This window comes from Bacteroides sp. L10-4, from assembly GCF_013373675.1.
Classification (GTDB): Bacteria; Bacteroidota; Bacteroidia; order Bacteroidales; family Bacteroidaceae; genus Bacteroides; species Bacteroides muris.
The window spans coordinates 1-14,790 of record NZ_JABXJH010000073.1; the positions used below are offsets into that span (position 1 = coordinate 1).

At 48.0% G+C, this 14,790-nt stretch carries 13 protein-coding genes; 6 read left to right on the forward strand and 7 right to left on the reverse strand.

Annotation, left to right across the window (positions count from 1 at the left end; all coding sequences use genetic code 11):
- Positions 1 to 205: 205 nt before the first annotated feature.
- The 3 genes from HU824_RS17260 to HU824_RS17270 form a co-directional block, all read right to left on the reverse strand.
- Positions 206 to 448: an NVEALA domain-containing protein gene (locus HU824_RS17260; RefSeq protein WP_176469507.1), complete on the reverse strand. Its 243-nt coding sequence runs from the start codon at positions 446 to 448 to the stop codon at positions 206 to 208.
- Between the two features lie 353 nt (positions 449 to 801).
- A complete protein-coding gene (locus tag HU824_RS17265; protein WP_176469458.1) occupies positions 802 to 1,032 on the reverse strand; it encodes an NVEALA domain-containing protein in 231 nt (76 codons plus the stop codon).
- 142 nt (positions 1,033 to 1,174) lie between these two features.
- Entirely contained in the window at positions 1,175 to 2,203 is a 1,029-nt protein-coding gene (locus HU824_RS17270) for a DNA-binding response regulator (RefSeq protein WP_176469508.1), read from the reverse strand.
- A 283-nt stretch (positions 2,204 to 2,486) separates the two neighbouring features.
- Between HU824_RS17270 and HU824_RS17275 the strand changes: the two genes are divergently transcribed.
- Positions 2,487 to 3,245, forward strand: coding sequence for a 1-acyl-sn-glycerol-3-phosphate acyltransferase (locus HU824_RS17275; RefSeq protein ID WP_176469509.1), 759 nt, complete (start codon positions 2,487 to 2,489; stop codon positions 3,243 to 3,245).
- An 81-nt stretch (positions 3,246 to 3,326) separates the two neighbouring features.
- Here the strand turns inward: HU824_RS17275 and HU824_RS17280 are convergent, their stop codons facing one another.
- Positions 3,327 to 4,076: a DUF4369 domain-containing protein gene (locus tag HU824_RS17280; RefSeq protein ID WP_176469510.1), complete on the reverse strand. Its 750-nt coding sequence runs from the start codon at positions 4,074 to 4,076 to the stop codon at positions 3,327 to 3,329.
- Positions 4,077 to 4,210: 134 nt separating this feature from the next.
- Here HU824_RS17280 and HU824_RS17285 point away from each other — a divergent pair, with 134 nt between their 5' ends.
- From HU824_RS17285 to HU824_RS17305, 5 genes are all read left to right on the forward strand, one after another.
- Positions 4,211 to 5,446, forward strand: coding sequence for an anaerobic sulfatase-maturation protein (locus HU824_RS17285; protein ID WP_176469511.1), 1,236 nt, complete (start codon positions 4,211 to 4,213; stop codon positions 5,444 to 5,446).
- Between the two features lie 51 nt (positions 5,447 to 5,497).
- On the forward strand, positions 5,498 to 7,663 hold the full coding sequence (locus HU824_RS17290; RefSeq protein ID WP_176469512.1) for a S46 family peptidase: 2,166 nt from the start codon (positions 5,498 to 5,500) through the stop codon (positions 7,661 to 7,663).
- Between the two features lie 139 nt (positions 7,664 to 7,802).
- Entirely contained in the window at positions 7,803 to 9,962 is a 2,160-nt protein-coding gene (locus HU824_RS17295; protein ID WP_176469513.1) for a S46 family peptidase, read from the forward strand.
- Positions 9,963 to 10,032: 70 nt separating this feature from the next.
- On the forward strand, positions 10,033 to 10,329 hold the full coding sequence (gene trxA, locus HU824_RS17300; RefSeq protein WP_176469514.1) for a thioredoxin: 297 nt from the start codon (positions 10,033 to 10,035) through the stop codon (positions 10,327 to 10,329).
- Positions 10,330 to 10,338: 9 nt separating this feature from the next.
- Positions 10,339 to 10,767 (forward strand): co-chaperone YbbN, encoded by a 429-nt coding sequence (locus HU824_RS17305; protein WP_176469515.1) that lies wholly within the window; start codon positions 10,339 to 10,341, stop codon positions 10,765 to 10,767.
- Positions 10,768 to 10,842: 75 nt separating this feature from the next.
- Here the strand turns inward: HU824_RS17305 and HU824_RS17310 are convergent, their stop codons facing one another.
- The 3 genes from HU824_RS17310 to HU824_RS17320 form a co-directional block, all read right to left on the reverse strand.
- Positions 10,843 to 11,685: a histidinol-phosphatase gene (locus HU824_RS17310; RefSeq protein ID WP_136011420.1), complete on the reverse strand. Its 843-nt coding sequence runs from the start codon at positions 11,683 to 11,685 to the stop codon at positions 10,843 to 10,845.
- Between the two features lie 41 nt (positions 11,686 to 11,726).
- Positions 11,727 to 13,616 carry a ribosomal protection-like ABC-F family protein gene (gene abc-f / locus HU824_RS17315; RefSeq protein ID WP_136011419.1) on the reverse strand — a complete coding sequence of 630 codons (1,890 nt, stop codon included), beginning with the start codon at positions 13,614 to 13,616 and terminating at the stop codon, positions 11,727 to 11,729.
- Between the two features lie 63 nt (positions 13,617 to 13,679).
- Positions 13,680 to 14,486: a DUF3805 domain-containing protein gene (locus tag HU824_RS17320; RefSeq protein WP_176469516.1), complete on the reverse strand. Its 807-nt coding sequence runs from the start codon at positions 14,484 to 14,486 to the stop codon at positions 13,680 to 13,682.
- Between the last annotated feature and the right edge of the window lie 304 nt (positions 14,487 to 14,790).

The window sequence follows — 14,790 nt, forward strand, 5'->3', positions numbered from 1 at the left end:
CATAAGCGGCCTTCAATTTGACCGCTAAGCTACGAATTCAAATCCGTTTCATTCTAAAGGACTGCTTAAAAGACTGTATTTCAATAATTTCAAAGACCGATTAGCTAACTTTTATTGGACAGTAGTGATAACACATATCAGATTCTTCCTTAAAAGTCTAAGCCGATTACTTTTACAAGAAAATCGACTTAGAAAAAATCAACTATCAAATTGTTGCACTACAAGCAGGTCCCCATCCACCTGTAACACAAAATTCCCTAGATGTATTCACATCTTTCACACAAGCTCCCTTATTAGGTCCTGAAGCACTAACTTCACATGCAGCTATAGCCTCGACGTCATCCAAAACCAAGTCTGACACACCTTCTGTTTTCTGATTTGCATAAACCCCATAACCGGCAACAGCAGCAACTGCTGCAACAAGTGTTATTTTAAAAATCTTATTCATTTTAGCTTTTCTTTTAAATTAATCATAAAACAATATTTACTCCGTATCTATCCTTTCAACGGAACAGCAAACGCATTGCTTATTCTAACTAAATCACTATCTTTGCCAAAACCTCCTTTCCGGGTGGGTTACGGAACGGACGGTGCGAATGGGCCAACAAAGCGCTAGCCGTCCGCTCCTCTCCATCACCTTTTTATATATTTTCTATTTCGATTACGGAACAAGACGCTGTCCAGCCACACAGCTTTCCTTTTCAACTTGATAGCCTGGGGGATTTCCGTAAACGACAAGGATTCCCACAGGTTTCAACGTACAAGAGAAAAGGGAGAACAGCGACAAACTAATGAGACAGACTAATAACAAATATACACATGTTCCACTCCTCCTTTTGTAATAGGGCAAACAATTGAACCACTCCCTACACAGATAGTTGTATTTCCGCTTTCATCGGCAGCCAACGCTTCAATGTTTTCCAATAGTAAATCGTCTAACTTTTCTGAGCGATTGATTCGGGCATAGCCTAAAAACGAAAGGAGACAGACAATAGCCATCGTTCCTACTAATTTTACTGTAAAGTTTTTCATTGCATTTTATTTTAGTTATGGAAACAAAGGAAAAAGAAAGATTGGAAAGCACCAACTAAATGGAAAACAAATATACAGCTACGGGGCGTGAAAAAAAATTCACGCCCTACAACAAAGAATTAAGTACATGGTAAACAATAACTTATATCGATATAACGATTTGATACCCTTCCCTCTCCGGCACAAAACAAATTTGAACGGAACCATCTGCCTTAAACATCTTTTTCAGTAAACTGATTGCTTTCCGGCGGCGCGCATCTAAATTCAAATCCTCTAAATGCCAACCGCAAATGGCGGCAATCTCATCATTGGTCAAAAAGAAATCGGGTGCCTTGGCAAAACCAAGCAACAACTTGGCGGCTTGCGGCGTGCAGTTCATAGTACCTTCTTCATGAATCAGCGTATGGCACACGGCATCAAATATATATTCGCCAAACCGAAAGACTGTTTCCGGCACCTTCGGAGTTTCTTCCTCCTTATGCATCCGCAACCGGACATAAAACACCAATCCTGCCAACAGCACGAGTAAAAAGAAAACGGACAACAGCCGCAATAAGGAATCGGTCCAATCCACGTAACGCCGAAAATCAAGTTGCATATAAGCTGTCAACTTCATTGTGTACATGCCATCCAAGTAATAAGTGCCCAAATCGTATTGCAAGGCCCTGACAGACTCTTCTCCCGCAAACGATTCCTGACAAACAGCTTTTCCCAAGGGATTGACTTTAAGAAAAAGTGCACATGCGACTCTGCCATACCGGACATTCATTTCATCCTCCCACTCCAGACAAATCTTTTCCAATGGGAATTTTCCACAATTGTTCAGCATATTGGCTTTACCTCCTAGTGTCTCTAATGGAAACAACCCCCGCGCTTCTTTCAATGAATCTACCTCTACTTCAAGTTCACCAGTCTCCGATATTGATTTCCGTTTAGCATACTTTTTGCCATCATCAGATTTAAACACATAACACATCTCCAACTTATCAAATTCCCGGTTTATCACCCGTTCTGCAACATTGCGCAGTGTTTGTATCGCCACTTCCCTTGCCTCACCCTGCCCCTGACGGGCATTATCACACCACACTGCTCCCCAAGAAAGCGCCACTACCGCAATGGTACCTATCCATATCATCAGGATATTCTTATTATGTTTCCTTACTTTTTCCATATCTTGCAAAGTTAAACATTTTCCCTGCCAATTCTACAAATGCACAAATATTTGCCTCACGGCTTTTCATTTAAACCACATCCTTCAAACACCTCCATCTTTCCCTCAATCGTCCTATCCATCGGCTTTTCCGGTAAAACTTCTTTTATTCGCACTGTCGCATCCCACGATTGAAATATCCTAATCTTCGCCTATCATCGGCCACACACGAAAAATTCAGCAGAAAACAAACAAGTAGTGAATGATTATGTATATCTTTGCAAAAACAACAATGACAACACCCATGAAGATACTTTATTCTATTTATCAGGTATGCTTCGCACTGCCTCTCCTGCTGATACTGACTATCCTTACAGCATTGGTCACCATCATCGGTTCGTTGACAGGAGGAGCGCATATCTGGGGGTACTATCCCGGTAAAATCTGGTCACAGCTCATCTGCTATATCCTGCTTATCCCGGTGGAGGTGCATGGAAAGGAGAAACTGCACAAACATACTTCTTACGTGTTTGTGCCCAATCACCAAGGTTCCTTCGATATATTCCTGATATACGGATTCCTGGGACGGAACTTCAAATGGATGATGAAGAAGAGCCTACGTAAAATCCCGTTTGTCGGTAAGGCATGCGAAAGCGCAGGACATATCTTCGTCGACCGTTCCAGCCCCAAGAAGGTGCTTGCCACCATGCGGCAGGCAGAATCGTCTTTGAAAGACGGCGTGTCACTGGTAGTTTTCCCCGAAGGGGCACGTACCTTCACGGGACACATGGGTTACTTCAAAAGAGGCGCTTTCCAGCTGGCGGATGAGCTGCAACTGGAAGTGGTGCCCGTCACGATAGACGGCTCGTTCGAGATTCTTCCACGTACCGGGAAGTGGATACACCGCCACCGGATGATACTGACCATCCATGAGCCTATTCCTCCCAAAGGGAAAGGGGCAGAAAACATCAAGGCAAGCATGAACGAGGCTTATGCGGCAGTGGAGAGCGCATTGCCGCATAAGCATAAAGGGATGGTGAAGAACGAAGACCAGGACAGATAAAAGCATAATGATAAACGGGAATGCCTGAATATCTTGATAGGATATTCAGGCATTCCCGTTTATCATTATGCTCATTCTTATTTATTTCTGTCCTCCTGCAGAAGCATTTTGCTTCATGCGTTTCTGCTCTTCAATCAACTGCATGTTTTCCTTCGCCTTCGTAAGGTAGTCCTTCACCAGTTTGTCTTCTTTAAAAGACAAGGGAGCAGTCCTCATGATGTCCTCAATTTGCGGAGTCATCACCGGATAGGGCAACGTGCTGCACATCATCATAAATACGCTTGGTCCCAGCACGTTCTCAAAGTTATCTACGATGAACTGACGGACGTAGTCGTTCATCTCCTTCACAAGTGTTTCGCCCTCCTTTGCCAACTGTCCATGCACATCATCCAGATTGACACCGTCCAGCACCATACGCGCCTCTTTCCGCTCCAGCTCCTCTATCTTCACTTCCAAGGAATTGCGTTTGTCTATAAACTCATACAGTTTGTCATTCAAAGGAGTCCCTTTGGCAATCAACTGGGTATTGGATATGGAAATCACAATCTTACCGTCTTCCAGCACCAAAGGCATAATACCCTCGTGGTCCATATAAAGAGTCACCATCATCACGGAATCGGCCCGCCCCTTCATCCTGAAATGTCCATGGATGACCTCTGCCGAGTCAACGTTCACCCATTGTCCGTCCTGAAGCGTCTTGAGAAACAACATCTTTCCGTCAAGGCTGGCCACCGAAGAACTGCCCTCTATCTTATACTTGCGGTTGCAAGAAGTAAAAAGCACAAGCAAGAGCAAAAAGGGCAAAATGCGGTTCACACTCATTCTAATCATGCAAGAAACTATTTTTGAATTACACCCGGCAAAGGTATTAATATTCCTTATAAACCAAATAGAAAGAAAGGATTTTTCATTCGGTTTACGTATTTTTGCACAAATATAAATTATAAAACATAAAGGAAATACACATGTCAACCTATGCACCTTTTGCTAAACCGCTCTACGTAATGCTGAAACCGGTAGGTGCGGTATGCAACCTGGCATGCGATTATTGCTATTATCTGGAGAAATCCAAACTATATAGAGATAACCCCAAGCATGTAATGAGCGAGGAACTTCTGGAAAAGTTCATCGAGGAGTACATCAACTCACAGACTATGCCCCAGGTATTGTTCACTTGGCACGGCGGAGAGACACTGATGCGTCCGCTCTCTTTCTACAAACGAGCCATGGAACTGCAAAGGAAATACGCCAACGGACGCACCATCGACAACTGTATACAGACCAACGGCACGTTGCTCACCGACGAATGGTGCCGGTTCTTCAAGGAGAACAACTGGCTGGTGGGTGTCTCCATAGACGGGCCGCAGGAGTTCCATGACGAATATCGGAAGAACAAGCAGGGCAAGCCCTCTTTCGTCAAGGTGATGCAGGGCATCAACCTGCTGAAAAAGCACGGTGTGGAATGGAACGGAATGGCAGTGGTCAATGACTACAACGCCGACTATCCGCTGGATTTCTATAACTTCTTCAAGGAGATAGGATGCCATTATATCCAGTTTGCCCCCATCGTGGAGCGCATTGCCCCCCACGGGGACGGACGCCATCTTGCCTCTCTGGCAGACAAGGAAAAGAACACACAGCTGGCGGACTTTTCCGTCACTCCGGAACAATGGGGAGATTTTCTCTGCACCTTGTTCGACGAATGGGTGAAGCAAGATGTGGGCACTTACTACATACAGCTGTTCGACTCTACCCTTGCCAACTGGATAGGCGAACAGCCGGGTGTCTGTTCCATGGCAAAGACTTGCGGACATGCAGGTGTCATGGAGTTCAACGGAGACATATATACGTGCGACCATTTTGTTTTCCCCGAATACAAGCTGGGCAATATCCATCAGAACACTCTGGTGGAGATGATGTACGGCGAACGGCAACAAGCTTTCGGGCTGATGAAGCAGCAATCACTCCCCACTCAATGCAAGGAATGCGAATGGCTGTTTGCCTGCAACGGCGAATGTCCCAAGAACCGTTTTGCACGCACAGCCGACGGGGAGCCGGGGCTGAACTACCTTTGTGCAGGATATCATAAATTCTTCAGTCATGTGGCCCCATACATGGACTTCATGAAGAACGAGCTGATGAACCGGCGCCCGCCTGCAAACATTATGGAAGCAATAAGAAACAACGCCATAAAGCCATAAGACAACAGCAATGGCAATGAAAATCAGGAACATTACTTAACTATTGATTATATGAAGATTACATTTAAGAAAGGTTTACTCGCGGCTGTTGCCGCACTGACAGTCTGCACTGCACGTGCAGACGAAGGAATGTGGTTGCTGCAACTGATGAAGCAGCAGAACTCCATCGACATGATGAAAAAGCAAGGACTGAAGCTGGAGGCTGATGACCTTTACAATCCCAACGGTGTGTCACTGAAGGATGCCGTAGGTATCTTTGGCGGTGGCTGTACCGGCGAAATCATCTCTCCGGAAGGTCTGATTCTGACCAATCACCACTGCGGATATGGTGCCATACAGCAGCACAGCAGCGTAGAACACGATTATCTGACAGATGGTTTCTGGGCTATGAACCGTAGTGAGGAACTGCCCACCCCGGGACTGAAATTCCGCTTCGTACATCGCATTGTAGACATCACCGACCTTGTCAACGCTAAGATAAAGGCAGGTGAAGTGACAGAAACCGATGCGCTGACTTATCCCTTCCTCAGCAAACTGGCAAAGGGAGAGCTGGAAAAGAGCGACTTGAAGGGCAAACCCGGCATTGAAGTGCGCGCACTCCCCTTCTATGCGGGAAACAAATTCTATATGTTCTACTATAAGGTATACAGCGACGTGCGTATGGTTGCCGCCCCTCCCTCCTCGGTAGGCAAGTTCGGTGGTGAAACCGACAACTGGATGTGGCCGCGTCACACGGGCGACTTCTCCATGTTCCGCATCTATGCCGATGCCAACGGAGAGCCGGCTGAGTACAATGCGAACAACGTACCCCTGAAAACGCCGAAGTTCCTGCCCATATCCATCAAAGGCCTGAACGAAGGCGACTACGCCATGATTATGGGTTTCCCCGGCAGCACAGAACGCTACCTCACCCAGAGCGAAGTGAAGCAACGCATGAACGCCGTGAACCAAGCGATGATTGACATGCGCGGCGTACGCCTCGAAGTGCTTCGCAAGTATATGGATGCCAGCGACAAGACCCGCATCCAGTACGCCAGCAAGTTTGCCGGAAGCAGTAACTACTGGAAGAACTCCATTGGTATGAACAAGGCAATCATCGACAATGACGTGTTGGGCGCCAAAGCCGAAATCGAGAAAAAGTATGCCGCCTTTGCCCAAGGAAAACCCGAATACGAGGGTGTGGTAGAGAAAATTGACGCCATCATCGAGAAAAGCACCCCCACGCTGCGCCAGCTCTACTATACCAACGAAGCATTGCGCGGTGCTATCGAATTCGGCAGTACCTACCTTATCATGGACAACATAAAAAAAGCGCTCAAAGAGAAAAACGACTCATTGCTGCAAGCTTCGAAAAAGCAGTTGGAAAATGCATACGATGGCATCCACAATAAAGACTACGACCACGAAGTGGACTGCGCCGTGGCCAAAGCCATCCTGCCCGCCCTTGCCAAGGCGCTGAACGCCGACGAGCTGCCCTCCTTCTACCAAACCATCAACGAAGAGTTCAAGGGCGACTACAACGCATACGTAGACAACATTTACGACAACTCCATCCTCTCCAACCGCAAGAACCTGGACAAGTTCCTGGCAAAGCCCACCGTGAAAGCCATCGAGAAAGACCCTGCTACGGCTTACTCACTCTCCAAGAACGAGAAACTGCAGGAACTCGGAAAGAAATACATGGAACTGGGAAGCGGAATGGAACTGCTCCACAAGGCCTACATTCGTGGCTTGGGCGAAATGAAACAGCCCGTCCCCTCCTATCCGGATGCCAACTTCACCATGCGCCTGACTTACGGTAACGTAAAATCATACAGCCCGCGCGATGCCGTACACTACAACTACTATACCACCGCCGACGGTATCCTTGAAAAAGAGAATCCCGAAAACCGCGAGTTCGTGGTACCCGCCAAGCTGAAAGAACTGATCCAGAAGAAGGACTTCGGACGCTACGCCATGAAGGACGGCATCATGCCGGTTTGTTTCCTCACCACGAACGACATCACCGGCGGCAACTCCGGCAGCCCCGTCATCAACGGCGAAGGCCAGCTCATCGGATGTGCCTTCGATGGCAACTGGGAGTCATTGAGCGGTGACATCAACTTCGACAACAACCTGCAACGTTGCATCGCACTGGATATACGCTACGTGCTCTTCATCCTCGACAAGCTGGGCAACTGCGGACATTTGATAAACGAAATGAACATCGTAGAATAAATAAAAGCCTCTGAGAAATTACTCCCCATACTGAATGGCATTCACTATACGACTGAATGCCATTCAGTCGTATACTTAACCCTATTCAGTATACGACTGAATAGTACCCCTCTCAGATACTCTTCTAACGCATATCATCATGAAAAGAATCCTATTATCATTATTTATTACATCCGCCTTTGCCACGGTTCACGCCGACGAAGGGATGTGGATGCTCACCGACCTACAAAAGCAGAACGAAGTAGCCATGACGGAACTCGGACTGCTCATCCCCACCAACCAAATCTACAATCCCGACGGCATTGCCCTGAAGGATGCCGTGGTGCATTTCGGCGGCGGATGTACCGGCGAAGTCATCTCTGCCGAAGGCCTGGTACTGACCAACCACCACTGCGGCTATGGCGCCATACAGCAACATAGCTCGGTGGAACATGACTACCTGACCGACGGTTTCTGGGCCATGTCGCGCGAAGAGGAGCTTCCCTGCAAGGGACTCACCGTCACCTACATCGACCAGATACTGGACGTGACAGACTACGTAAACGAACAACTAAAAACCGACGACGACCCGAACGGCACCAATTATCTGTCTCCCAAATACCTGAAGACAGTAGCCGACCGCTTCGCTCAGGCCGAAGGCATCGCCTTGACGCCCGGTCGCAAACTGGAACTGAAAGCCTTCTACGGTGGAAACAGATACTATCTGTTCGTAAAAACCACCTATAGCGACATCCGCATGGTAGGTGCTCCCCCCTCCTCCATCGGCAAATTCGGAGCAGACACCGACAACTGGATGTGGCCCCGCCACACGGGAGATTTCTCCATGTTCCGCATTTATGCCGACAAAGACGGGAAACCCGCCGCTTACAGCCAAGACAACGTTCCACTGAAAGTGAAGAAACATCTCACCATCAGCCTTGACGGCTATCGCGAGGGCGACTTTACCTTCGTCATGGGATTCCCCGGACGCAACTGGCGCTACATGATTTCCGACGAAGTAGAGGAACGCATGCAAACCACCAACTTCATGCGCCACCACGTGCGCGACGTACGCCAGAAAGCCCTAATGAAGCAGATGCTGAAAGACGATGCCGTACGCATCCACTACGCCAGCAAGTATGCTTCTTCCGCCAACTACTGGAAAAACGCCATCGGTATGAACGAGGGTCTCGTCCGTCTGAAAGTATTGGACACCAAACGTGCACAACAAGAGGCACTCCTGGCACGCGGCCGCTCGCTGAACGACAATAGCTATCAGCAGGCATTCGACCAGATACGCACCATCGTAAAGCAACGCCGTCCGGCGCTCTACCACCAGCAGGCCATCCAGGAAGCGCTGGTGACGGGACTCGATTTCATGCGTCTCCCCAGCACCGCAGGACTGGTAGCTGCCTTGAAGAACAAGGACAAGGCAGCCATCGAAGCAGCCAAAGACAGCCTCCAGAAGGCAGCCGACCGCTACTTCGCCTCTGTCCCCTTCCCCGAAGTGGAACGTATCGTCGGCAAGGAAATGCTGAAAACCTATATGAAGTATATCCCTGCCGAACAACGCATCGGAATCTTCCAAATCATAGACAAGCGCTTCAAGGGCAACAGCGACGCTTTCATCGACGCCTGCTTCGAGCACTCCATCTTCGGCAACAAGGAGAACTTTGCCAAGTTCATCCGCAAGCCCAGCCTCTACAAGATTAATACCGACTGGATGGTCTTGCTGAAATATTCCATCACCGACGGCCTGCTTCAGACCTCCATTGCCATGATGGATGCCAACAAGAACTACAATGCCGCCCACAAGGTATGGGTAAAGGGAATGATGGACATGAAGCTTGCCAACGGCCGGCCCATCTACCCGGATGCCAACTCCACCCTGCGCCTGACCTACGGAAAAGTGCTTCCCTACACTCCGGCAGATGGTGTGAAATATGATTACTACACCACTCTGAAAGGAGCCATGGAGAAGGAAGACCCTGATAACTGGGAGTTCGTTGTTCCTGCCAAACTGAAACAGCTGTACCAGGCAAAGGATTTCGGACGTTATGCCATGCCGAACGGCGAGATGCCCGTCTGCTTCATTGTCAACACAGACAATACCGGTGGAAACTCCGGCAGCCCCGTGTTCAATGCCAAAGGAGAACTGATAGGTACCGGCTTTGACCGCAATTACGAGGGCCTGACTGGCGACATTGCCTTCCGTCCGTCCTCCCAACGAGCAGCATGTGTAGACATCCGCTACACCTTGTTCATCATCGACAAATACGCGGGAGCTTCGCATCTCATTGAAGAGATGACGATTAAATGATAATTTAGCGAACAAATCCTCCTCCCATTTTGTTATAAATACAAATAAATAAAATAGAAAGGGAAATATTATGGAAAAATTTGAAGAATTGATACAATCAGAGAAGCCCGTTTTAGTTGATTTCTTTGCAACCTGGTGTGGTCCGTGCAAGGCCATGCATCCAGTACTGGAAGAGCTTAAAAACGAAATAGGAGATGCCGCCCGTATCGCCAAAATAGATGTGGACCAGCACGAAAAACTTGCTGCCAGCTACCGCATACAAGCTGTACCGACATTTATCGTATTCAAGAAAGGTGAAGCCGTATGGCGCCACTCGGGTGTCATCAGCGGCAAGGATTTGAAAGCCGTTATAGAACAAAACTCTTAAAAAGAAGAAATGAAGAAGATTATAACAATGACCATCCTTGTGCTCTCCAGCATGCTGGCCTACGCTCAAACAAGCGGAGAGGTTGTCGTCATGAACAAAGCCATGTTCATCAAGGATGTGTTCGACTATGAGAAATCCCAGGACTGGAAATACAAGGGAAACAAGCCTGCCATCATAGACTTATATGCCGACTGGTGCGGACCTTGCCGCAGGGTGGCTCCCATTATGAAGGAACTGGCCAAAGAGTATGCCGACAAAATCATTATCTACAAGGTCAATGTGGATAAGGAAAAGGAATTGGCTGCATTGTTCAACGCAACAAGCATCCCTCTTTTTGTATTCATCCCCATGGACGGAGAACCTCAACTCTTCCGCGGAGCAGCCGACAAGGCTACCTACAAAAAGGCGATTGACGACTTCTTACTGAAAACAGAATAGTTCAGAATAGAAATAAAAAACTCCTGACCACCCTACAAAAGGCAAGTCAGGAGTTTTTTATTGTATTCTACGCACTCAAAGCACAATAGGTATCTCTCTCCATTCTCCCCCGTGCAGTTCCATCACCGATTCATATCCGGCCTCCCTCAAGGCACGTAAGGCTTCGGGACGTCCGCTGTTTATCCGTTCCGGATAGTGCGAATCACTGTTTACCTGTACGCGTATACCCAAGTCGTGCAGATAAGAGAAGTATCGCTCATTGGGATAGAAAGTACCCAGGTCATGACAGGCTTTGGTATTGACTTCTACCTGATAGCCGCGACGGGCAATATCTGCGAAGTACGCCCTGACCAGCTCGTCGTACCAAGGCTCGTCCAGCAATCCCGGGCGATAGCATGCCGCATTGTAGTGCATCTTATCGGCATGCCCCACAATATCGAAACCTCCCAGCTCAAGCATCCTCATCAACCGGCCGTAATAGAGACGGACCACATGCTCCAAATCACCGCAGAAATGTCCGTCTATAATGGTCTTAAAGGTATCCGCAGGTACATCTACATCCACCACTTCCCCTTTGTCATTGTAGAGAAGATGTACAGAACCGATACGGTAGTCCAACGGCAATTCCCTGAAACGGGCGATGGACGGATTACTCGCTTCATTCAGATAATCAATCTCCAGACCGATATACAGTTCGATACGTCCGGCATACTTCTCCTTCAGACGGTGGAATTCAGACAGATAATCGTCCATCCTATCCCACTCCATAGTCCATGCCGTAGAAAAAGGCAATGGAGCATGCGATGAAAAGCCGTATGATGTAAAGCCTTCACTCAATGCAAAACGCACAAAGTCCTCCATGCCGGCACGTCCGTCGCAAAAAAGACTATGACTATGATAGTTCGTCAGATTTCTCACTTTCCCAATTCTATAAAATTTTTAATTCTCAATTTCAGGCTTCAGTTCGATTCGATCTCGCTCAACTCCAGCCAGCGCAATGTCTTTTCATCAATCAAGTCCGACAATTCCGGCAAACGTTTCGACTTCTCCGTCAGTTCGTCCACAGACAAAGTACCGCTGCACAAAGCTTCTTCAATCGCTTTCTTTTCGGTTTCCAGGTCGGCTATCTCTTGTTCCAATTGCTCAAACTCGCGCTTTTCCTTGAAAGACATGCGGCGCTTCTCGTTCAGACGCACCTTCACCGTCTTGTCCTCCTGAGTCTTGGCGGCTGTTTTCTCTTTTTCCTTCTCCTGATGGGCTTTCGCATCTTTCCAGTCGCGGTATTGTGTATAGTTGCCGGGAAAGTCGCGAATGTCTCCTTGTCCGTTGAACACCAACAGATGGTCTACCACCTTGTCCATGAAATACCGGTCGTGGCTCACCACCATCACACACCCTTTGAAGTGCTGCAAATACTCTTCCAGCACATTCAACGTCACGATATCAAGGTCATTGGTCGGCTCATCCAGCACCAAGAAGTTGGGATTGCGCATCAGAACCGTACACAGATAGAGGCGGCGGCGTTCTCCCCCACTCAACTTGTAGACATAGCTGTGCTGTGTCTCGGGAGTAAATAGGAAATGTTGCAGGAATTGCGATGCCGTCAGCTTCTTGCCGTTGCCCAGTTCTATGACTTCGGCAATGTCCTGCACTACATCAATCACTTTCATCTGTTCGTCAAACTGCAAGCCGTCCTGCGAATAGTAACCGAAGCGGACTGTCTCGCCAATATCCAGCGTACCGCTGTCTGCCTGCTCCAACCCCATCAGTATCTTGATGAAGGTCGACTTGCCCGTACCATTGTTCCCAACGATACCCATTTTTTCGTAACGGGAGAAGATATAAGAGAAATCATCCAGAATCTTCAAGTCACCAAAAGATTTGTACAGATGGTCTGCCTCGAATATCTTACTGCCTATATAGGAGGCCTTAACATCCAGCTTTACATTGTCGTTATTGAAACGCTGCTTTGCCACCTTCTCCAGCTCATAAAAAGCCTCTTCGCGATAACGCGCCTTGTGTCCGCGGGCTTGCGGCATGCGGCGCATCCACTCCAGCTCCGTGCGATAGAGGTTGTTGGCACGCTCTATCTCCACAGTCTTGGCCTCGATACGCTCCTGGCGCTTCTCCAGATAATAACTGTAATTGCCTTTATATTGATAAATCTGCCGGTTGTCTATCTCTACGATTTCGGAGCATACGCGGTCGAGGAAATAACGGTCGTGCGTCACCATCAACAAGCTGAGGTTATTCCGGCGGAGATATTCCTCCAGCCACTCCGTCATATCAAGGTCGAGGTGGTTGGTAGGCTCGTCCAGTATCAGCAAATCGGGTTCAGTGATAAGAGTATTGGCAAGTGCCACACGCTTCAACTGCCCGCCGGAGAGATGTTTTACGTGCTGGCTGAAATCACGTATCTTAAGCTGAGATAGAATCTGCTTCGCCTTCTGCTCGTACTCCCAAGCCTTTTCATGGTCCATACGCACCAGAATTTCGTCCAGGCCGGGATGCCCCTCCGTCTCCATGCAACGTTCATACTCCTTGATTAGCTCGACAGTACTGTTGCCATGATGGAAGCACGCTTCGAGCACGGTCAGCTCTTCGGGATATTGCGGATCTTGCTCCAGATAACCCACACGCAAGTCACGGCGAAAGGAAATGGTGCCGTTGTCATACCCTTCCTTACCGGAAAGGATATTGAGCAACGTCGTCTTGCCACTGCCGTTCTTGGCTATCAGTCCGACACGCTGCCCCTCGGACAAGCCCAAAGAGATATTTTCGAATAGCACCAAGTCACCGAACGACTTGGTCAGGTTTTCCACCTGAAGGATTGAATTTACTGCTGCCAATGCTTTAATAGTTAAAAAATGAAAATTGAAAGTTGAAAATCACAGTACCGAGATAACCGGACCTTAGAACAAGGAGCTGTATATCTCCGGCAGATTCACTTTACCTCCTGCCTTTACTTTGCTCCAAACCAGCTTCATGGGGTCTATCCATTCACCGGTAGACATGTTCTGCAATATGGGCGCTTCCCGGTTTCCATCCACCAAGGTACGCCATTCCATACCGTCCACTTCATTGGCGAAAATAACACAAAGTACGATGCCAAGAGCCAGCCATGTATCCTTCTTCTTAGGGCTGATGTCACTTTCTTCCATAATCTGCTGCATCTTGACAACGTCTTCCTCGGCTCCCTGGAAATCTTTCTTCAACAGCTCCTTTATAGTAGTATCCACCCATTCGTATGCTTCATTAATCTGATAGATTTCCGAAAGGCGCACCGGAATTATCTCCGCCGGATACTTCACTCCATCCTTCCGCGTTTCCAGCGAAGCGATAATCTTCTCCGCTTCTGCAACCGGCTCTCCTTTCTTCACCGTAAACGAGCATTCAAAGGCAACTTCATCCACGCCCGTTATCCATAAATGGGAAGTATAGTACGCACCTTCTTCCTCGAACATCTCCTTGCTATATGCGCATTCCAGCCGGCCTATCCTGACGGGAGTGGCAGAGGGGTTTTCTTTCAACTCCAGCTTCACGGAGTCCTTGCCGTATGTAGCATTCCCCTTGAAAGCCGAAATGCGAAAATTACCGGTCCACTCATTGGGGTTATAAAAAAGGAAAGAGCCTTCCCCGTCCTCGAATTCATTCCAGTCTGCCGGATAAGTCATGGAAAACCATGCTCCCGGAGAGATAAATTTCTTGCTTTGTTCCATATATAGACTAATCTTTGCAAAGACAGTTCATACCATCTCAGCTATTTCTCGCAAAGATAGTACAAACCGAATGCAAAATAAAATGAACTTGTTCATTTTTTATGCTGAGGTGCAACCTATCTTCGCTTTTAGGGCAAAAGTAACATTACCGCCGTTGATATGCAAACAAACGAAAACCGAGTAGGAGGAACGGGATTAATTCCCGTTCCGACCTCTCACACCACCGTACGTGCCGTTCGGCATACGGCGGTTCCCTAATTAACCTTTAAACACAGGATGATAGTACATCTTAAAAGTAGGGTAA